Origin of the sequence: Mesorhizobium sp. dw_380, assembly GCF_018588885.1 — a bacterium.
Taxonomy (GTDB): domain Bacteria; phylum Pseudomonadota; class Alphaproteobacteria; order Rhizobiales; family Rhizobiaceae; genus Mesorhizobium.
Genome location: NZ_JAFFIW010000002.1, coordinates 122,792 through 140,306, shown reverse-complemented (window position 1 = coordinate 140,306; position 17,515 = coordinate 122,792). Strand labels below are relative to the sequence as shown.

Annotated in this window: 21 protein-coding genes; 16 read left to right on the top strand and 5 right to left on the bottom strand. The window is 62.9% G+C overall.

The genetic code is table 11. The annotated features are described in order from the left end of the window. Positions 1 to 82: 82 nt before the first annotated feature. The 3 genes from JT360_RS02355 to JT360_RS02345 all read left to right on the top strand — a co-directional run bounded on the left by JT360_RS02355 (position 83) and on the right by JT360_RS02345 (position 1,534). On the top strand, positions 83 to 601 hold the full coding sequence (locus JT360_RS02355) for an RrF2 family transcriptional regulator (RefSeq protein ID WP_214469875.1): 519 nt from the start codon (positions 83 to 85) through the stop codon (positions 599 to 601). Positions 602 to 629: 28 nt separating this feature from the next. Next, positions 630 to 1,088 (top strand): carboxymuconolactone decarboxylase family protein, encoded by a 459-nt coding sequence (locus JT360_RS02350; protein ID WP_214469874.1) that lies wholly within the window; start codon positions 630 to 632, stop codon positions 1,086 to 1,088. Positions 1,089 to 1,156: 68 nt separating this feature from the next. Next, positions 1,157 to 1,534 (top strand): DoxX family protein, encoded by a 378-nt coding sequence (locus tag JT360_RS02345; protein WP_214469873.1) that lies wholly within the window; start codon positions 1,157 to 1,159, stop codon positions 1,532 to 1,534. A gap of 10 nt (positions 1,535 to 1,544) precedes the next feature. Here JT360_RS02345 and JT360_RS02340 read toward each other — a convergent pair whose 3' ends face one another. Together JT360_RS02340 and JT360_RS02335 are read right to left on the bottom strand one after the other, a co-directional pair. After that, the gene (locus tag JT360_RS02340) at positions 1,545 to 2,267 is read right to left on the bottom strand and encodes an SDR family oxidoreductase (protein ID WP_214469872.1); all 723 of its coding nucleotides are present in this window, start codon (positions 2,265 to 2,267) and stop codon (positions 1,545 to 1,547) included. After that, positions 2,264 to 3,109, bottom strand: coding sequence for an SDR family NAD(P)-dependent oxidoreductase (locus JT360_RS02335; RefSeq protein WP_214469871.1), 846 nt, complete (start codon positions 3,107 to 3,109; stop codon positions 2,264 to 2,266). The genes JT360_RS02340 and JT360_RS02335 overlap by 4 nt, the downstream gene beginning before the upstream one ends. Positions 3,110 to 3,213: 104 nt before the next feature. Between JT360_RS02335 and JT360_RS02330 the strand changes: the two genes are divergently transcribed. After that, positions 3,214 to 4,086 carry a helix-turn-helix transcriptional regulator gene (locus JT360_RS02330; RefSeq protein ID WP_214469870.1) on the top strand — a complete coding sequence of 291 codons (873 nt, stop codon included), beginning with the start codon at positions 3,214 to 3,216 and terminating at the stop codon, positions 4,084 to 4,086. 11 nt (positions 4,087 to 4,097) lie between these two features. On the opposite strand, the gene JT360_RS02325 is transcribed toward JT360_RS02330, so the two are convergent. Beyond that, positions 4,098 to 4,733, bottom strand: coding sequence for a TetR family transcriptional regulator C-terminal domain-containing protein (locus JT360_RS02325; protein WP_214469869.1), 636 nt, complete (start codon positions 4,731 to 4,733; stop codon positions 4,098 to 4,100). A gap of 242 nt (positions 4,734 to 4,975) precedes the next feature. Between JT360_RS02325 and aptA the strand changes: the two genes are divergently transcribed. From aptA to JT360_RS02295, 6 genes are all read left to right on the top strand, one after another. Beyond that, positions 4,976 to 6,304, top strand: a complete 1,329-nt coding sequence (aptA, locus tag JT360_RS02320) for an omega-aminotransferase AptA (RefSeq protein ID WP_214469868.1) — start codon at positions 4,976 to 4,978, stop codon at positions 6,302 to 6,304. A 112-nt stretch (positions 6,305 to 6,416) separates the two neighbouring features. Further along, a complete protein-coding gene (locus JT360_RS02315) occupies positions 6,417 to 6,857 on the top strand; it encodes an endonuclease domain-containing protein (RefSeq protein ID WP_214469867.1) in 441 nt (146 codons plus the stop codon). Then, complete coding sequence (locus JT360_RS02310; RefSeq protein WP_214469866.1) at positions 6,858 to 8,108, top strand: Zn-dependent hydrolase; 1,251 nt, start codon at positions 6,858 to 6,860, stop codon at positions 8,106 to 8,108. A gap of 159 nt (positions 8,109 to 8,267) precedes the next feature. Further along, positions 8,268 to 8,633, top strand: coding sequence for an endonuclease domain-containing protein (locus JT360_RS02305; RefSeq protein ID WP_214469865.1), 366 nt, complete (start codon positions 8,268 to 8,270; stop codon positions 8,631 to 8,633). A gap of 78 nt (positions 8,634 to 8,711) precedes the next feature. Beyond that, positions 8,712 to 10,163, top strand: coding sequence for a dihydropyrimidinase (gene hydA / locus JT360_RS02300; protein WP_214469864.1), 1,452 nt, complete (start codon positions 8,712 to 8,714; stop codon positions 10,161 to 10,163). A 2-nt stretch (positions 10,164 to 10,165) separates the two neighbouring features. Then, entirely contained in the window at positions 10,166 to 10,543 is a 378-nt protein-coding gene (locus JT360_RS02295; protein ID WP_214469863.1) for a hypothetical protein, read from the top strand. 26 nt (positions 10,544 to 10,569) lie between these two features. Here the strand turns inward: JT360_RS02295 and JT360_RS02290 are convergent, their stop codons facing one another. Next, positions 10,570 to 10,974: a cupin domain-containing protein gene (locus JT360_RS02290; protein ID WP_015317160.1), complete on the bottom strand. Its 405-nt coding sequence runs from the start codon at positions 10,972 to 10,974 to the stop codon at positions 10,570 to 10,572. Positions 10,975 to 11,104: 130 nt separating this feature from the next. On the opposite strand from JT360_RS02290, the gene JT360_RS02285 reads away from it, so the two are divergent. From JT360_RS02285 to JT360_RS02270, 4 genes are all read left to right on the top strand, one after another. Then, on the top strand, positions 11,105 to 11,896 hold the full coding sequence (locus JT360_RS02285; protein WP_214469862.1) for an ABC transporter ATP-binding protein: 792 nt from the start codon (positions 11,105 to 11,107) through the stop codon (positions 11,894 to 11,896). A gap of 61 nt (positions 11,897 to 11,957) precedes the next feature. Beyond that, entirely contained in the window at positions 11,958 to 12,836 is an 879-nt protein-coding gene (locus tag JT360_RS02280; protein WP_214469861.1) for an ABC transporter permease, read from the top strand. After that, the gene (locus tag JT360_RS02275; RefSeq protein WP_214469860.1) at positions 12,833 to 13,987 is read left to right on the top strand and encodes an ABC transporter permease; all 1,155 of its coding nucleotides are present in this window, start codon (positions 12,833 to 12,835) and stop codon (positions 13,985 to 13,987) included. The genes JT360_RS02280 and JT360_RS02275 overlap by 4 nt, the downstream gene beginning before the upstream one ends. A 41-nt stretch (positions 13,988 to 14,028) precedes the next feature. Then, complete coding sequence (locus tag JT360_RS02270; protein WP_214469859.1) at positions 14,029 to 15,000, top strand: ABC transporter substrate-binding protein; 972 nt, start codon at positions 14,029 to 14,031, stop codon at positions 14,998 to 15,000. Positions 15,001 to 15,037: 37 nt separating this feature from the next. Here the strand turns inward: JT360_RS02270 and JT360_RS02265 are convergent, their stop codons facing one another. Beyond that, positions 15,038 to 15,496: an Lrp/AsnC family transcriptional regulator gene (locus tag JT360_RS02265; protein ID WP_214470105.1), complete on the bottom strand. Its 459-nt coding sequence runs from the start codon at positions 15,494 to 15,496 to the stop codon at positions 15,038 to 15,040. A gap of 122 nt (positions 15,497 to 15,618) precedes the next feature. Here JT360_RS02265 and JT360_RS02260 point away from each other — a divergent pair, with 122 nt between their 5' ends. Further along, complete coding sequence (locus tag JT360_RS02260; RefSeq protein ID WP_214469858.1) at positions 15,619 to 16,902, top strand: cystathionine gamma-synthase family protein; 1,284 nt, start codon at positions 15,619 to 15,621, stop codon at positions 16,900 to 16,902. A 160-nt stretch (positions 16,903 to 17,062) separates the two neighbouring features. After that, positions 17,063 to 17,506: a CHRD domain-containing protein gene (locus JT360_RS02255; RefSeq protein ID WP_214469857.1), complete on the top strand. Its 444-nt coding sequence runs from the start codon at positions 17,063 to 17,065 to the stop codon at positions 17,504 to 17,506. Positions 17,507 to 17,515: the final 9 nt, after the last annotated feature.

The following is a 17,515-nucleotide window of genomic DNA, read 5'->3' as shown; positions in this document are numbered from 1 at the left end:
TTCGGGTGCCGTTTTTTAATTTTCCTATTGCAGATAAAATCTATCCACGATAAAACTTATCCATAAATAGGAGATCGGCATCATGAAACTCGGCGAGGGCGTCGAAGCGGCCATCCATTGCGCGGCCACGCTGGCCAGCGTCGAGGGTAACAGCACCATGCCGGGCGCTGCTCTTGCGGAGTCCTTTGGACTGTCGCCGAGTTACCTGCTGAAGCATCTCAACATGCTGACCGCGGCGCGTATCCTGGAGTCGGTGCCGGGTCCGGCGGGCGGCTACCGGCTGGCGCGGGCGGCGGAACGCATCACGCTGCTCGACATCGTGCTGGCGGTCGAAGGACGCGAACCGGCATTTCGCTGTGGCGAAATCCGCCGCAACGGTCCGGTCAAGCTCGATGCCTCGGCCTATGTCAAACCGTGCGGCATCAATGCAGCGATGCTGAAGGCCGAGGCCGCCTATCGGGCAGCGCTTGCCGAGACCAAGCTGTCCGACATCGTGGCGACTTACGCGGCAGAGGGCGATCCGAGATCGCTTGCGGCGAGCTGCGCCTTCGTCGAGCGCCATCAGCGGCCGCAGAAACCCAATCCAACAACCAAAGTCTAAACCCCAACGACGTGAAAGGAACGAGATAATGAAACAGAGGCTGCAATTTTTCGCCAAGGCGCCCGAGATCATGAAGGCGGTGTCGGCGCTCAACAAAGCGGTCGACGAATGCGGGCTCGAGGTGAGCCTGCTGCACCTGATCAAGCTCAGGGCCTCGCAGATCAATGGCTGTTCCTTCTGCGTCGAGATGCACAGCCGCGAGGCCAGGCGCGACGGCGAGACCGAACCGCGGCTTTATCTGGTGTCGGCCTGGAAGGAATCGCCGCTGTTCTCCGAGCGCGAACGCGCCGCCTTCGCCTGGACCGAGGCCGTGACCCTGATCGCCAACGATGGTGTGTCGGACGAACTCTATGCACGCACGCTGGAGTATTTCTCGGAAGAGGAACTGGTCAAGCTCTCCGTCGCGCTCGGCATGATCAACACCTGGAACCGGCTTTGCATCCCGTTCCAGGCCATTCATCCGATGCCGGCCGCCAAGGCTGCCTGAATGTCCGATTGTGTTTGGGAGCGCCGCCGAGGAGGCGGCGCTCCCGATTGTTTTCAAGGGACCGTTTGATGCCCGCCGATTTGCCTTCGATCTTGCTGTTGCTCGGCCGCCTGTTGCTCGGCGGCGGCTTTGTCTTCGCCGGCCTACGCAACATCCAGAACGCCGCCTTCCTCACGGGGCTTATGGCCACACGCGGCGTGCCGCAGGCGCGGCTGGCGCTGTGGGCCGGCATCGTCCTGCAGATCATTGCCGGGGTGCTGGTGATGGCCGGGCTCTGCACCGCGCTCGCCTGCGCGGTGCTGGTGCTGTTCCTGATCGTCGCCACACCGATGTTCCACAATTTCTGGGACCATCAGGGCCCCGACCGGGCAGCGCGCATCAACGGCTTCGTCGGCAATGTCGCGCTGAGCGGCGGTTTTCTGACGCTGATCGCGCAGTTGCTCTGAAGCGCTGAGGTCACGCCGCGAACCGCAGGCCGCCGTCGCAGGTCAGCACCTGGCCAGTCACGAAGCCGTTGGAGACGAGAAAGGCTATCGCCGAGGCGACGTCCTCGGCGCGTCCGATCCTGCCCACGGGCGTCTTGCCGGCATATTCGGTAAAGACCGCCTGCCGCTGCTCGTCGGGCAGAAAATCCCACCACGGCGTGTCGATGACGCCGGGAGCGACGACGTTGACGCGCAGCGGCTTCAGCTCGATCGCCAGGATCGGTGCAACGGTCAGCAGCATGCCATTGATGGCGCCAATGCCGGCGACACCAGGCGTGGCGAGCTGAGCCGAGACCGCCGAGATGAAGGTGACAGACCCCGATTTGTTCAGCGTCGGCAAGGCGGCCTGCAGACACGAGAGCTGCGGCCGCACCTTTTCATCGACGCCGCTGCCGATGTCGGCAAGGTCGAGGGCGTGGAACGGGCCAAGGCCCTTGCCGCCGCTCGCCGCCAGGACGAGATGATCGAACGGGCCGAGGCGCTCGAAGAACTGACGGACCTCGTCCGGGTTCGCCGCATCGAAAGCAGCCTTGTCGGCCGCGCCGCCGAGGCTTTTCCAGGCACTGACGAGCTTGTCCTGGTTTCGCCCGGTGATGGTCACCTTCATTCCCGGGCCAAGCAGTTTTCGCGCGGTCGCCAGGCCGATGCCAGACGAGCCGCCGATGATGACTGTGTGTTCGATCCTATCGGTCATGAATGCTGCTCCTTCGATTTTGAGCGAGCCTGGCCGACAAGGTCGAGGCTCAGGCTTCGCAACTGTTGCCGTGCCTTGGCGTCATAGGCCTGGGCGTCGGCGCGCGATTCGCGCAGGCCATCGAAATAGAGGCCGCTGCGCCCTTCGAGCGCGGATGAGGTGGCAAGATTGACGATGGCGTCGGCGCCGGTCTCGACCGAACTCCATGGCGTGACACCTGCCTGCCGGACCATGGTGGTGTTCATGTAGCTCGCCGGATGCAGCGCGTTGACGGTGACGCCGCTGCCTTTGAGCTGCTCGGCCAGATCGACGGTGAACAGGATCTGCGCCAGCTTGCTCTGGCAATAGGCGCGCACGCCGCTATAGCCATGGGTCAGCATGACATCGCCGAAGTCGATCGCCTGCTGGCCGGCCGAGGCGACATTGACGATGCGCGCCGGCGCGCTCGCCTTGAGCAGCGGCAGAAGCTCCGAGGTCAGCAGAAAGCCGGCGAGATAATTGACCGCGAAACGCAGCTCGTAGCCGTCGGCGCTGACCTGTCGCTTCGCGCCCTCGCCGGCTGTGCCGATGCCGGCATTGTTGATGAGGATATCGAGCCGGCCGGTTTTTTCACGCACGGCCTCGGCAAGGCGGCGAACCTCGGCCAGCGAGGCAAGGTCGGCGGCGAAGAACTCGGCCTTGCCGCCAGCGGCTTCGATTTCGCCGACCGCCGCCTTGCCGCGCGCGGCATCCCGGCCGTGCACCAGGATGCGGGCGCCGGCGGCACCCAGCTTTTGCGCCACGACGCGGCCGACGCCGTCGGTCGAGCCGGTGATGAGGATTGTCTTGTCTTTCAAGTCCATGTTCGGAGCCTCCATTTCGTTGCTCCGCATAGAAGATGGGGCAGCAGGCAAGCGTCAAACAGTTCAAACTTTATCCTGGTATCAATACTGCTATAATAGCGGCCATGGATGCTCCCACACATTCCGCTGAAGACAGCCGCCGGCGTGAGCTTGGCGCTTTCCTGCGTTCACGGCGCGAGAGACTCTCGCCTCAGACCGCAGGCATTGCCTGCGGTGCGCGGCGGCGCACGCCAGGCCTGCGCCGCGAGGAGGTAGCGCTGATCGCCGGCGTCGGCACGACCTGGTACACCTGGCTGGAGCAGGGCAGGGACGTCAGGCCCTCGGCGGAGGTGCTGACGGCGCTCTCGGAGGCATTGCGCCTCGACGCCATCGAGAGACGGCATCTGTTCATCCTTGCCGGCCGTCAACAGCCGGAGCGCCGCGTGGCCGCGCCGGAAAAGGTCGACGGCCCCTTGCTGCACATGCTGCAGAGCCTTGTCCTGCAGCCCGCCTATGTCGTCGGCCGGCGCTGGGACGTGCTCGCCTGGAACCCGGCGGCAGTCGCGGTGTTCGGCGATTATGGCCTGCTGGAGGGCGATGCCCGCAACATCGTCCATATGGTCTTCACCAATCCGCACCACCGCCGCTTGCTGGTCGACTGGGAGGAGCTTGCCCGCGTGGTGCTCGCGTCGTTTCGCGCCGAAAGCGCCAAATATGTCGGCGACCCGGATTTCGATCGGCTGATCGCGCTGATGATGCGCTCGAGCCCGGAGTTCCGCGACTGGTGGCCCCGACGGGACGTGGCGCGACGGCTGACCGGCCTGAAGCACGTCCGGCACCCCACGGCCGGCGCGATGGCCTTCGAACATATGACCCTGTCGATCGACGATGGTTCCGACATGCGGGTGATCGTCTACACGCCGCTCGCCGAGCAGAACTCGATTGCCAAATTGCAGACATTGCTGGACGCGCTGCCGGCTGAGCGGCGCAGCGCCTGAACCGCCGAGCGTCAGGCCTTCGGCTTCAGTCCTTCGAGGAACAATTGCTCCAGGAACCTTGCGGCATCCTCGAAGCGGCCGTCGCCGCCACGGTTCGGTCCAAGCACGGCGCGGACCTGGACGTCGAAATCGGCATAGTGCTGCGTCGTTGCCCAGATCGAGAAGATCAGGTGCCAGGGGTCGGTCCTGGCGATCTTGCCGGCACGCATCCAGCCCTTGATGACGCCGGCCTTCTCGTCGACCAGCGTTTTCAACTCACCGGCCAGGAGCGGCATGATGCGCGGCGCGCCCTGCAGGATTTCGTTGGCGAACAGGCGGCTCTCGCGCGGGAAATCGCGCGCCATTTCGAGCTTGCGCCTGATGTAGCTCCTGAGTTCGGTCATGGGATCGCCGATGTCGTCAAGCTCGCGCAGCGGCGCCAGCCAGGTGTCGAGCAGGCGCTGCATCAGCGTCTCGTGAATGTCCTCCTTGCGGCGGAAATAATAGAGCAGGTTCGGCTTCGACATGCCGGCTGCTTCGGCGATCTGGTCGATGGTCGAGCCGCGGAAGCCGTTGGTGGAGAACACCTCGAGGGCGGCCTCCAGGATCAGTTCGCGCTTCTCCTGCTGGATGCGGGTGCGGCGAGGGGCTTCCGTGCCGGTGTTCACCGTTGCCGACCCTCGCGTTGCCAAATCTCGCGTTCAAGGTCATCTGGACCAATTCTCTGGACCAGTTTTTCCCCGGGCTGTGGAACGCACTTCAGGAGCCGCATTTCCGCTAGTAATCCCTTGACCGCCGACAGGGCGGTGCTAACGTTTGTCCAATCGGTCAAAAATTTGCGTAGCATGAAAACGCCGCAAAGACCAAGCGTTGGACGCACCGAAACAGGTTACAAGGGGAAGTCTTGGTCATGTCCAACCGGCTGAAAGTCACGCCGAACGATCTCAGCGCATTCTGGATGCCGTTCACGGCAAACCGGCAGTTCAAGCAGGCGCCGCGCATGTTCGTGTCCGCCAAGGACATGCATTACACGACCAGCGATGGCCGCAAGGTGCTGGACGGCACCGCCGGGCTCTGGTGCGTCAATGCCGGCCACTGCCGGCCCAAGATCACCGAGGCGATCCAGCACCAGGCCGCCGAGCTCGATTACGCGCCCGCCTTTCAGATGGGCCACCCGATCGTTTTCGAACTCGCCAACCGCCTGGTCGACATCGCGCCCAAGGGCATGGACCACGTGTTCTTCACCAATTCCGGTTCGGAATCGGTCGAGACCGCGCTGAAGATGGCGATCGCCTACCACCGTGTGAAGGGTGAGGGTTCGCGCACCCGCCTGATTGGCCGGGAGCGCGGCTATCACGGCGTCAATTTCGGCGGCATCTCGGTCGGCGGCATCGTCACCAACCGCAAGATGTTCGGCACGCTGCTCGGCGGTGTTGACCACATGCCTCACACGCACCTGCCGGAAAAGAACGCCTTCTCGAAGGGCGTGCCGGAATATGGCGCGGAGCTCGCCAACGAGCTGGAGCGAATCGTCGCCCTGCATGACGCCTCGACCATCGCCGCCGTCATCGTCGAGCCGGTCGCCGGTTCCACCGGCGTCATCCTGCCGCCGAAGGGCTATCTCGAGAAGCTGCGCGAAATCTGCACCAAGCACGGCATCCTGTTGATCTTCGACGAGGTCATCACCGGTTTCGGCCGTCTCGGCGCACCATTCGCCGCCGACTATTTCGGCGTCACGCCCGATATCATGACCACCGCCAAGGGCGTCTCGAACGGTGTCATCCCGATGGGCGCGGTGTTCGTGAAGAAGGAGATCCACGACGCCTTCATGACCGGCCCCGAGCATATGATCGAGTTCTTCCACGGCTACACCTATTCGGGCAATCCGGTCGCGTGTGCGGCCGCACTCGGCACGCTCGACACCTACAAGGAAGAGGGCCTGCTGACCCGTGGCGAGGAACTGGCTCCCTATTGGGAAGACGCTTTGCATTCGCTGAAGGGCGAGCCGCATGTCATCGACATCAGGAACATCGGCCTGATCGGCGCGATCGAACTGGCGCCGATCGCCGGCAGCCCGACCAAGCGTGCCTTCTCGGCCTTCGTCAAGGCCTTCGAGCGCGGCGCGCTGATCCGCACCACCGGCGACATCATCGCATTGTCGCCACCGCTGATCATCACCAAGGGCCAGATCAACGAGCTGATCGACCACGTGCGCGAAGTGCTGAGGTCGATCGATTGAAGAACTGGGCGCGGATATCCCTCCCCCTCGAGGGGAGGGTGGCCGCGAAGCGGTCGGGTGGGGTCGGTACGACCGGGCGCCGACCTGACCTCTTGCCGCGAGGCTGCCGCTGATGCCCCGTACCCGCGTGAGCTTCGAAATGCGCCAGAAGGCGCGCGCGCTTCGAGTTCACGCGACCAAGGGCGAATCTCTGCTCTGGTATGAACTGCGCGAGCTGAAATCGGCCGGCATCAAATTCCGCCGCCAGTGCCCGATCGGGCCTTATATCGTCGATTTTGCCTGCTTCGGTGTGAAGCTGGTGGTCGAGGTGGATGGCGATCTGCACGAGTATGAAAGGGGCAAGCGGCACGACGCCGTGCGCGATGCCTATCTGCGTTCGCTCGGGTTCGATATCTTCCGCGTTGACGAGCCCGATGTCATAAACAGCGCCTGGCATGTCGCGCAGGTGGTCAAAGGGAAGGTCGAGCTTATGTCAGGCGACCCCACCCGACCGCTTCGCGGCCACCCTCCCCTCGAGGGGGAGGGGGACGCCGCGCAATTGGAGAGGTTTTGAATGGCCGCACCCGGCGAGAATCTGCGAATCAATTCAGACCGTTTGTGGGATTCGATCATGGAGATGGCGAAGATCGGGCCCGGCATTGCCGGCGGCAACAATCGCCAGACGGTGACCGACGAGGACGGCGAGGGCCGGCGCCTGTTCAAGCGCTGGTGCGATGCCGCCGGGCTGGAAATGGGCGTCGACGAGATGGGCACCATGTTTGCGCGCAGGGAAGGCACCGATCCCAGCCTGCCACCGGTCTATGTCGGCAGCCATCTCGACACGCAGCCGACCGGCGGCAAGTATGACGGCGTGCTCGGCGTGCTCGGCGGGCTGGAAGTCGTGCGTTCGCTCAACGATCTCGGCATCAAGACCAAGCATCCGATCGTCGTCACCAACTGGACCAACGAGGAGGGCGCCCGCTTCGCGCCGGCCATGATGGCGTCCGGCGTGTTCGCCGGCGTGCTCGACCAGGCCGATGTCTATGAGCACACCGACAAGAACGGCAAGAAATTCGGCGAGGAACTGGAGCGCATCGGCTGGAAAGGCACCGAGAAGGTCGGCGATCGCAAGATCCACGCCTTCTTCGAACTGCATATCGAGCAGGGGCCTATCCTGGAAGACGAAGGCATCGACATCGGCGTCGTCACCCACGGCCAGGGCCTGAAATGGCTGCAGGTGACGCTGACCGGCAAGGAGGCGCATACCGGCTCGACACCGATGCCCAAACGCCGCAACGCCGGGCTCGGCATGGCGCGCGTCATCGAACTGGTGCACGAGATCGCCATGGACTACCAGCCCGACGCCGTCGGTGCGGTCGGCCACATGGAGGTCTATCCTAACTCGCGCAACATCATTGCCGGGCGCACCGTGTTCACCATCGACATCCGTTCGCCCGAGAAGGAAGTGCTCGACGCCATGGATGGCCGCACCCGCGAAGGCATCGACACGATCTGCGATGCGCTCGACATCCAATACAAGATCGAGCAGGTCGGCCATTTCGATCCGGTGACCTTCGATGCCGGCTGCGTCAAGGCAATCCGCGACGCCGCCGAACGGCTTGGCTACACCCATCGCAACATCGTCTCCGGCGCCGGCCACGATGCCTGCTGGATCAACCGCGTCGCACCGACCGCCATGGTGATGTGCCCTTGCGTCGATGGGCTCAGCCACAACGAGGCGGAGGAGATCACCAAGGAATGGGCCTCGGCGGGCGCCGACGTGCTGTTCCATGCGGTGGTGGAGACGGCGGGGATCGAAGCTTGAGATGTCAGCGCCGTACCCCCACCCCTAACCCTCCCCACAAGGGGGAGGGAGACCAGCTATGCCGGCGCCTATGGCGAAAACTTTGTAGGGTTCAGCTGTGATAGCGCGACGCCAAGCCTCCCTCCCCCTTGTGGGGAGGGATTGAGGGTGGGGGTACTCTTGGCACCAACCGGAATTGATCCTGCCGCCATCAAACGTGCAAGAGTCTTGCGCCGGAACATGACGGAGGGCGAGCGCAAGCTCTGGTCCGAGTTGAAAGAGTTCCGCCGACTCTACGGTTTACATGCCAGAAAGCAGGCGCCCATCGGCCCTTACGTTGCTGACTTTGTTCTGCATGGGAAGAGCCTCGTTATCGAGGTGGATGGAGAGCATCACTTCACACCGGAGCAAATGGAGAAGGATCGGATACGCGATGCATGGTTTGGCCGACAGGGTTATCGTGTGTTGCGGTTTTCGACCGGAGATCTGGCGAACTCTTTCGATGGGTGCATCGAGGAGATATTGAGAGAAGTTGGAGTAATGTAGAGACGGCTTTTCGGTCCTGAACCGATCTGAATCGAGCAAGCGCTCGCAAGAAGCGCGACAGCACAAGGGAACAACAAAATGACCAAAGTCATCAAGAACGGCACCATCGTCACCGCCGACCGCACCTGGAAGGCCGACGTGCTGTTCAGCCAGGGCAAGATCGTCGCTATTGGCTCGGACCTGGGTGGCGACCATGAATTCGACGCCACCGGCTGCTATGTCATGCCGGGCGGCATCGACCCGCACACCCATCTCGAGATGCCGTTCATGGGCACCTATTCGGCCGACGATTTCGAATCCGGCACGCGCGCCGCCCTTGCCGGCGGCACCACCATGGTGGTCGATTTCTGCCTGCCGGCGCCGCAGCAATCGCTGCTCGAAGCCTTGCAGATGTGGGACAACAAGACCTCCAAGGCTGCCTGCGATTATTCCTTCCACATGGCCATCACCTGGTGGAGCAAACAGGTGTTCGACGAGATGGCCACCGTGGTCGACAAGGGCATCACCTCGTTCAAGCACTTCATGGCCTACAAGGGCGCATTGATGGTGGACGACGATGAGATGTATGCGTCGTTCCAGCGCTGCGCCGACCTTGGCGCGCTGCCGCTGGTGCATGCCGAGAATGGCGATGTGGTCGCGGCCCTTTCGCAGAAGCTGCTGGCCGCCGGCAATAACGGTCCCGAGGGCCACGCCTATTCGCGGCCGCCGGAAGTGGAAGGCGAGGCGACCAACCGCGCCATCATGATCGCCGATATGGCGGGCGTGCCGCTCTATGTCGTGCATGTCTCCTGCGAGCAGAGCCACGAGGCGATCCGCCGGGCGCGCCAGAAGGGCATGCGGGTGTTCGGCGAGCCGCTGATCCAGCACCTGACGCTGGACGAGAGCGAGTATTTCGACAAGGACTGGGACCATGCGGCCCGCCGCGTGATGAGCCCGCCTTTCCGCAACAAATTGCACCAGGATTCGCTGTGGGCAGGCCTGCAGGCGGGATCGCTGCAAGTGGTGGCGACAGACCACTGCGCCTTCACCACCAAGCAGAAGCGCAACGGCATCGGCGATTTCACCAAGATCCCGAACGGCACCGGCGGCCTCGAGGATCGCATGCCGGTGCTGTGGACCAAGGGCGTCAACACCGGGCGGCTGACGATGAACGAGTTCGTCGCGGTGACCTCGACCAACATCGCCAAGATCCTCAACATGTATCCGAAAAAGGGCGCCATCGTCGAAGGTGCTGACGCCGACATCATCGTTTGGGACCCGAAACGCAAAAAGACGATCTCCTCGAAGAAGCAGCAATCGGTCATCGACTACAACGTCTTCGAAGGCGTCGAGGTGACCGGCCTGCCGCGCTTCGTCTTCTCGCGCGGCGAACTGTCGATCGAGGAAGCAGAGGTGAAGGCCAAGCCCGGCCATGGCCAGTTCGTCGGCCGTGAGCCCAACGCGGCGGTCAACCGGGCGCTGTCGACCTGGAAGGAGATCACCGCGCCGCGCAAGGTGGAACGGTCAGGCATCCCGGCGACGGGGGTCTGAGTATGCCCGCCGTTCGTCTCGTCATTGCGGCGGCCGCGCTGCTCGCCGCCGGCCAGGCCTTGGCGGCCGGCATCGACCTCTCAAAGCCTTATGGCAACAAGTCTGGCTGCATCAACAAGAACGGCCAGGAAGTCTATGCCGAGGACATGCTGCTCCTCACCGGCGAGGAATTCATCACGATAGCCAGCGCCTGCACCTTCACTGACAAGCAGGTGCAGGCCGACGGTTCGCTGGTGGTGAAGGCGCAGTGCGAAGCCGAAGGCGAAGACGGCAAGTCGCCAATCCAGTTCACGATCAAGCGCAGCGCGAAGAACACCAAGAAACTGGTCATCGCGGATGAGGACGGCACGGTCTACGGGGAAGTGTCCCGGTGCCGATGACGGCTAATCTTTCACGTTCGACGATCTCAGGCGACCAGCGCATCCAGTTCCGGCAGCAGGACGACGCTTTCCTGTTCGTTGGGGTCGGTGCGGGCAATGACGGCCGAAGACGGGGCGTTGCTGAGATTGGCCGGCAAATGCGGCACGCCGGCTGGGATGTAGAAAAGGTCGCCGGCCTTGACGACGATGTGATGCTCCAGCCGGTCGCCATACCAGGTATGGACCTCGCCGGAGAGCACGTAGATCGCCGTTTCATGGTTCTCATGCAGATGCGCCTTGGCGCGGGCACCGGGCGGCATGGTGAGCACGTGCATGCAGATGCCGGAGGAGCCGACCGATTCGGTGGCGATGCCGGCGAAATAGGTCAGACCCTGCTTGCCTTCATAAGTGCTTTCAGGGCGGATAAGATGACAAGTGGGTTTGGGCGACATCGGGGAAACTCCGGGCGCTGATCGAGTGGGACTAGACCAATGGGACTGGGTGAGTGGAAAACAACATCGCGATAAAAGCAATCGGAATCCGGCCGGCGCCCCAGTGGCGGGAACGGGCAGGCCACAGCCGATGACAGGAATTTCGCCAGCCGTCGTTGCGGCAAGCAAACTCGGATTGACCTTCCAGACCAATGACGGGCCGGTGCAGGCGCTGTCCAATGTCGACCTGACCATCGGCAAGGGCGAGTTCGTCTCCTTCATCGGGCCGTCGGGCTGCGGCAAGACCACGCTGCTGCGCGTCATCGCCGACCTGGAGAAGCCGACCTCGGGGACGATTTCGGTCAACGGCATGACAGCAGAGCAGGCGCGCGAGAAACGCGCCTATGGCTATGTCTTCCAGGCCGCGGCGCTGTTTCCGTGGCGCACGATCGAGCGCAATGTCGCCCTGCCGCTGGAGATCATGGGCCTGTCCAGGGCGGCGCAGGCGGAGCGCATCAAGCGCACGCTCGACCTCGTCAACCTCTCGGGCTTCGAGAAGAAATATCCCTGGCAGCTTTCCGGCGGCATGCAGCAGCGCGCCTCGATCGCGCGTGCGCTAGCCTTCGACGCGGATCTCCTCTTGATGGACGAGCCGTTCGGCGCGCTGGACGAGATCGTGCGCGACCATCTCAACGAGCAATTGCTGGAACTGTGGAGCCGCACCAACAAGACCATCTGCTTCGTCACCCATTCCATTCCGGAAGCCGTGTATCTCTCGACGCGCATCGTCGTCATGTCGCCGCGTCCGGGCCGCGTCAGCGACATCATCGAATCGACGCTGCCGAGAGAGCGGCCGCTCGGCATCCGCGAAACGCCGGAGTTTTTGGCGATCGCGGCCCGTGTGCGCGATGGCCTGAGGGCAGGGCACAGCTATGATGATTGAGGGGGCTGAGAATGAGGCTCGTCCTCTCCCCAACGGGGAGAGGAGAAGGGGAGCGCTCCTGATGGACACCTTCCGCGACAAGCTCATCCCGGTGACCTCGATCCTGGCCGGCGTGGTCGTGCTCTGGTACGTCTGCGCCATCATCCTCAACGCGCCGTTCCAGCGCGATCTCGATACCCGCGCCAATGAAACGCCTGAGATAATCGAATTCATCGGCAAGACGCTGGTGCAGCCAAAACCGACGCTGCCGGCGCCGCATCAGGTGGCGGTGAACTTCTTCGAGAACACTTTCCTGCGGCCCATCACCTCGAACCGCAGTCTCGTCTACAATGCGTGGGTGACGCTGTCGTCGACGCTGCTCGGCTTCGCCTTTGGCACCGCGCTTGGTATCATCATTGCGGTGGGGATCGTGCATGTGGCGACGCTCGACCGCAGCCTGATGCCGTGGATCATCGCCTCGCAGACCATCCCGATCCTGGCGGTGGCGCCAATGATCATCGTCGTGCTGGCGGCGGTCGGCATCACCGGGTTGATTCCGAAGGCGATGATCTCGACCTATCTGTCGTTCTTCCCGGTGACGGTCGGCATGGTGAAGGGACTGCGCTCGCCCGAGATCATGTATCTCGACCTGATGCACACCTATAATGCCAGCGCCTCGCAAACGTTCTGGAAGCTGCGCGTGCCGGCCTCGGTGCCATTCCTGTTCACCTCGATGAAGGTGGCGGTGGCGGCAAGCCTGGTCGGCGCCATTGTCGGCGAACTGCCGACCGGTGCGGTTGCCGGGATCGGCGCCAAGCTGCTCGCCGGCGCCTATTACAGCCAGTCCATCGACATCTGGTCGGCGTTGGTCGCCGGTTCCATTGTGGCCGCACTGCTGGTCATGGTGGTCGGCATCGCCGGACGCCTGGTCGATCGCGCCATGGGCGGGAGGCCGGCATGAACTGGCTGAAACCGTCCTGGCAAGCGGTACTGGCGATTGTCCTGTGCCTGATCGCGGTCGCGCTCGGCGCGATCGCCGCGCCAAAAGTGGATCCGCTGGCGCAGTCGGCAGGGACGTTGATCTATCCCTATGCGGCGACAAGCTGGCTGATCTTCGGCGCGCTGCTTCTTGCTGCGTTGATCTCAATGGCCAGAATGCCGTCCATAGTCGAGGCTGTCGTGCTTTTCATCGGCGCGCATCTGGTGGCCTGGCTGCTGATTGGCGGCATTGCCGGCTTCGAAGGCCTGGCGCGGGCGCCGTATTTCTTGCAGCTCGCGGCTGCCTGGCTGCTTGGATGGCGTTGCGTGGCGGGGCTTTCATCACTGCGCGCCACCGCCAAGTGGGAACGGACCGCGCTGCGCCTGATCATCCCTGCCATCTTCGGCGCCTGGATCCTGATCATCTGGGAAGCGGTGACGCGCGGCGCCGGCATCCCCTTTATCCTGTTGCCGCCGCCGAGCGCCATCGGCGCGCGCATCGCCGGTTCGCTGCCGGTGCTCGGCGCCGACGTCCGGCAGACCATCTTCAAGGCGGTGATCTTCGGCTATGTCGTCGGCAGCGCCGCCGGCTTCATCACCGCGATCCTCGCCGACCGCGTGCCGTTCCTGCGGCGCGGGCTCCTGCCGATCGGCAATATGGTCTCGGCGCTGCCGATCATCGGCGTCGCGCCGATCATGGTCATGTGGTTCGGCTTCGACTGGCAGTCCAAGGCAGCGGTGGTCATCATCATGACCTTCTTCCCGATGCTGGTGAATACGGTCGCCGGTCTCGCCGCTTCAGGCCATATGGAGCGCGACCTGATGCGCACCTATGCCTCGGGCTATTTGCCGACGTTGATCAAGCTCAGACTGCCGGCCGCGGCGCCCTTCATCTTCAACGCACTGAAGATCAACTCGACGCTGGCGCTGATCGGCGCCATCGTCGCCGAGTTCTTCGGCACGCCCGTCGTCGGCATGGGCTTCCGCATCTCGACCGAAGTCGGGCGGATGAACATCGACATGGTCTGGGCCGAAATCGCAGTTGCAGCACTTGCGGGTTCGGTCTTTTATGGCGTGGTCGCTCTTGTCGAAAGAGCCGTCACGTTTTGGCATCCCTCTGTCCGTGGTGGATAGGGGCGGTGGGTTTTAGGGCACTAACTTCAGAGGGTAAAAAAATGAAAAGACTGATTATTCCCGTTCTGGCCGGCGCGATGTCGCTTGCCGCGTTCCAGGCAATGGCCGCCGACAAGGTGACGTTGCAGCTGAAATGGGTCACGCAGGCCCAGTTTGCCGGCTACTATGTCGCCAAGGCCAAGGGTTTCTATGACGCCGAGGGTCTCGACGTCGACATCAAGCCGGGCGGCCCGGATATCGCTCCGGAGCAGGTGATCGCCGGCGGCGGCGCCGATGTCATCGTCGACTGGATGGGCGGCGCGCTGGCCGCCCGCGAAAAGGGCGTGCCGTTGGTCAACATCGCCCAGCCGTTCAAGAAGGCCGGCATGGAACTGGTCTGCCCGAAGGACGGCCCGATCAAGACCGAAGCCGACTTCAAGGGCCACACGCTCGGCGTCTGGTTCTTCGGCAACGAATATCCATTCTACGCCTGGATGAACAAGCTCGGCCTGAAGACCGATGGCGGCCCTGACGGCGTCACCGTTCTCAAGCAGAGCTTTGACGTGCAGCCGCTGATCCAGAAGCAGGCGGACTGCATCTCGGTCATGACCTACAACGAGTACTGGCAGCTCATCGACGCCGGCTACAAGCCGGAACAGCTGACCGTGTTCAACTACTCGGCTATGGGCAACGACCTGCTCGAGGATGGGCTCTATGCCTCGGAAGACAAGCTCAAGGACCCGGCCTTCGCGGACAAGATGGTGCGTTTCGTGCGCGCCTCGATGAAGGGCTGGAAATATGCCATCGACCACAATGACGAAGCGGCAAGCATCGTCATGGACGGCGGCGGCCAGGACGAGAACCACCAGAAGCGGATGATGAGCGAAGTCGCCAAGCTGATCGACAATGCCGACGGCAAGCTCGACCCGGCGACCTACGAGCGCACCGCCAAGGCGCTGCTCGACCAGAAGATCATCACCAAGGAGCCGAAAGGCGCCTACACCACCGCCATCACCGACAAGGCGGTCAAGTAAACCTGGTCGATCCCGACCTTGAGAACGGCGCCTCGGCCTAGAGGCGCCGTTCCTTTATGGTGTTCATGACGAAGCTGGTTTCGATCGAGGCCACGCATTTCAGTCGCGCGATCTTTTCCTTGATGAAGCGCTCATACTGCTCGAGGCTGCCTGTCACCACCTTGAGCACATAGTCGCGCGATCCGGTGACGAGGTGGCATTCCAGCACCTCGTCCCAGCCGCGGATCGCGTCCTCGAACATGACGATCTCGTCCTCATTCTGGCGGCCGAGCCGGATGGTGGCGATGGCAACCATGCTCCAGCCGAAAGCGGCCGGATCAACCAGCGTGGTGTAGCCTCTGATCACACCGGTTTCCTCGAGGCGCCGCACGCGCCTCAGGCAAGGCGACGGCGACAGGCCGATCCGCTCGGCAAGCTCATTGTTGGTGATGCGCGCATCCCTTCGCAGTTCACGCAGAATCCTCAGGTCAAAATCGTCGGCTATCTTCTGCTGCACTTTTTCCATCTTCAGCTGATTTATTGCTGACATGCAGCCATGCGCACCCAAGAATAGCAAGGACTGGCGGATCGGGATCGCATAAATTGCTGCGCGACACCCTCTAAAAAGGCAGGAAAACCATGACCGCGCCACGCCCGTCGAAAACCCATATCGGCAACCACAAGCTCCATCCGGAGACACTTATGCTGAGCTATGGCTTCGATCCGCAACTCTCTGAGGGCGCCGTCAAGCCACCGGTGTTCCTGACCTCGACCTTCGTATTCAAGTCGGCCGAAGAGGGACGCGACTTCTTCGATTACACCTCCGGCCGAAAGGAACCGCCGAGCGGCACGGCCTCCGGGCTGGTCTATTCGCGCTTCAACCACCCCAACAGCGAGATCGTCGAGGACCGGCTGGCGATCTATGAGGGGACGGATGCCTGCATCCTGTTTTCTTCAGGCATGTCGGCGATCGCCACGACTCTACTCGCCTATGCCCGCCCGGGCGACGTCATCCTGCACTCGCAGCCGCTCTACGGCGGCACCGAGACGCTCCTGACACGCACTCTTTCCGGCTTCGGCATCGGCGCTGCCGGCTTCGCAGATGGTGTCGATGAGACAGCGGTGCGCGCCGCGGCCGATGCCGCGGTGGCGAAGGGGCGCGTTTCGGTCATCCTGATCGAGACACCGTCAAATCCGACCAATAGCCTGGTCGACATCGCGCTAATGCGGACAATCGCCGACGAGATCGGTGCCAGGCAAGGCGCGGCACCCATCATCGTCTGCGACAACACGCTGCTCGGCCCAGTGTTTCAGCGGCCGATCGAGCACGGTGCAGATGTGTCGGTCTATTCGCTGACCAAATATGTCGGCGGCCATTCCGACCTGATCGCGGGAGCCGCCATGGGCAGCAAGGCGGTCACCAAGCCGATCAAGGCGCTGCGCGGTGCGATCGGTACACAGCTCGACCCGCATTCCTGCTGGATGCTCGGCCGTTCGCTGGAGACGCTGTCGATCCGCATGGAGCGAGCGAATGAGAATGCGCGCCTTGTCGCCGAATTCCTGCATGATCATGCCAAGGTCGAGAAGGTGCATTATCTGCCTTTCCTGGGCGAGGACACGCCAGCGGGCCGTACCTACAGGGCACAATGCAGTGGCGCCGGTTCGACCTTCTCCTTCGACATCAGAGGCGGACAGAAGGCTGCTTTCGCATTTCTCAATGCCCTCCAGATATTCAAGCTGGCGGTAAGCCTCGGAGGCACGGAGTCGCTTGCCAGTCATCCGGCGGCCATGACTCATTCGGGCATTCCGTTCGACGTGCGCCAACGCATCGGCGTGCTGGAGACCACGGTCAGGCTGTCTATCGGTGTCGAGCACCCGGACGATCTGATCGCCGATCTTACTCAGGCGCTGGCGGCGGTCTGACGGCTGCTCATTTGGAGACTGGAAAAGGGCGAGCGCCCCCTTTTTGCTTTCCCAGTCACAAAAACGTGTACAGGGATACATTCCGTCGCCCAACCGTTGGTTGAGGCATGCGCGCGCCTGGGGAGGTGCGAGGCATGCGACAGCCAACGGAGGTTCTTCAATGCGCAGACAATCCTTCCTGCCGGTGCTTTCAGCGCTGGCCATTTCGACCGCTTTCTTGTTCGCGTCGCCGGCCATGGCAGAGATGGTGAAGTACAAGGCGACGCTCGACGGTGGCCAGTCGAGCCCACCCGTCACCACCAAGGGCAAAGGCACCGCGACGCTGACGTTTGATACGACCAAGAAGAAGCTCAGCTGGAACGTCAAATATTCCGGGCTCAGCGGGCCGGCTTCGGCCGCGCACATTCATGGCCCGGCGGCGATGGGTGCGAACGCAGACCCCGTCATCCCGTTCAAAGGCAAGCTCAAGAGCCCGATCAAGGGGTCGGCGACGCTCACCGATGCGCAGGCGGCCGATCTGGAGGCTGGCAAATATTATGTCAATGTCCACACCAAGGCGAATCCGGACGGCGAGATCCGCGGCCAGATCGAAAAGGCGATGTAACGTAGTCGG

Bases quoted from the DNA above. Each gene is read 5' to 3' on its own strand.
- JT360_RS02355 (WP_214469875.1), top strand. From the start codon at position 83: ATGAAACTCGGCGAGGGCGTCGAAGCGGCCATCCATTGCGCGGCCACG.
- JT360_RS02350 (WP_214469874.1), top strand. From the start codon at position 630: ATGAAACAGAGGCTGCAATTTTTCGCCAAGGCGCCCGAGATCATGAAG.
- JT360_RS02345 (WP_214469873.1), top strand. From the start codon at position 1,157: ATGCCCGCCGATTTGCCTTCGATCTTGCTGTTGCTCGGCCGCCTGTTG.
- JT360_RS02340 (WP_214469872.1), bottom strand. From the start codon at position 2,267: ATGACCGATAGGATCGAACACACAGTCATCATCGGCGGCTCGTCTGGC.
- JT360_RS02335 (WP_214469871.1), bottom strand. From the start codon at position 3,109: ATGGACTTGAAAGACAAGACAATCCTCATCACCGGCTCGACCGACGGC.
- JT360_RS02330 (WP_214469870.1), top strand. From the start codon at position 3,214: ATGGATGCTCCCACACATTCCGCTGAAGACAGCCGCCGGCGTGAGCTT.
- aptA (WP_214469868.1), top strand. From the start codon at position 4,976: ATGTCCAACCGGCTGAAAGTCACGCCGAACGATCTCAGCGCATTCTGG.
- JT360_RS02315 (WP_214469867.1), top strand. From the start codon at position 6,417: ATGCCCCGTACCCGCGTGAGCTTCGAAATGCGCCAGAAGGCGCGCGCG.
- JT360_RS02310 (WP_214469866.1), top strand. From the start codon at position 6,858: ATGGCCGCACCCGGCGAGAATCTGCGAATCAATTCAGACCGTTTGTGG.
- hydA (WP_214469864.1), top strand. From the start codon at position 8,712: ATGACCAAAGTCATCAAGAACGGCACCATCGTCACCGCCGACCGCACC.
- JT360_RS02295 (WP_214469863.1), top strand. From the start codon at position 10,166: ATGCCCGCCGTTCGTCTCGTCATTGCGGCGGCCGCGCTGCTCGCCGCC.
- JT360_RS02290 (WP_015317160.1), bottom strand. From the start codon at position 10,974: ATGTCGCCCAAACCCACTTGTCATCTTATCCGCCCTGAAAGCACTTAT.
- JT360_RS02285 (WP_214469862.1), top strand. From the start codon at position 11,105: ATGACAGGAATTTCGCCAGCCGTCGTTGCGGCAAGCAAACTCGGATTG.
- JT360_RS02280 (WP_214469861.1), top strand. From the start codon at position 11,958: ATGGACACCTTCCGCGACAAGCTCATCCCGGTGACCTCGATCCTGGCC.
- JT360_RS02275 (WP_214469860.1), top strand. From the start codon at position 12,833: ATGAACTGGCTGAAACCGTCCTGGCAAGCGGTACTGGCGATTGTCCTG.
- JT360_RS02270 (WP_214469859.1), top strand. From the start codon at position 14,029: ATGAAAAGACTGATTATTCCCGTTCTGGCCGGCGCGATGTCGCTTGCC.
- JT360_RS02260 (WP_214469858.1), top strand. From the start codon at position 15,619: ATGACCGCGCCACGCCCGTCGAAAACCCATATCGGCAACCACAAGCTC.
- JT360_RS02255 (WP_214469857.1), top strand. From the start codon at position 17,063: ATGCGCAGACAATCCTTCCTGCCGGTGCTTTCAGCGCTGGCCATTTCG.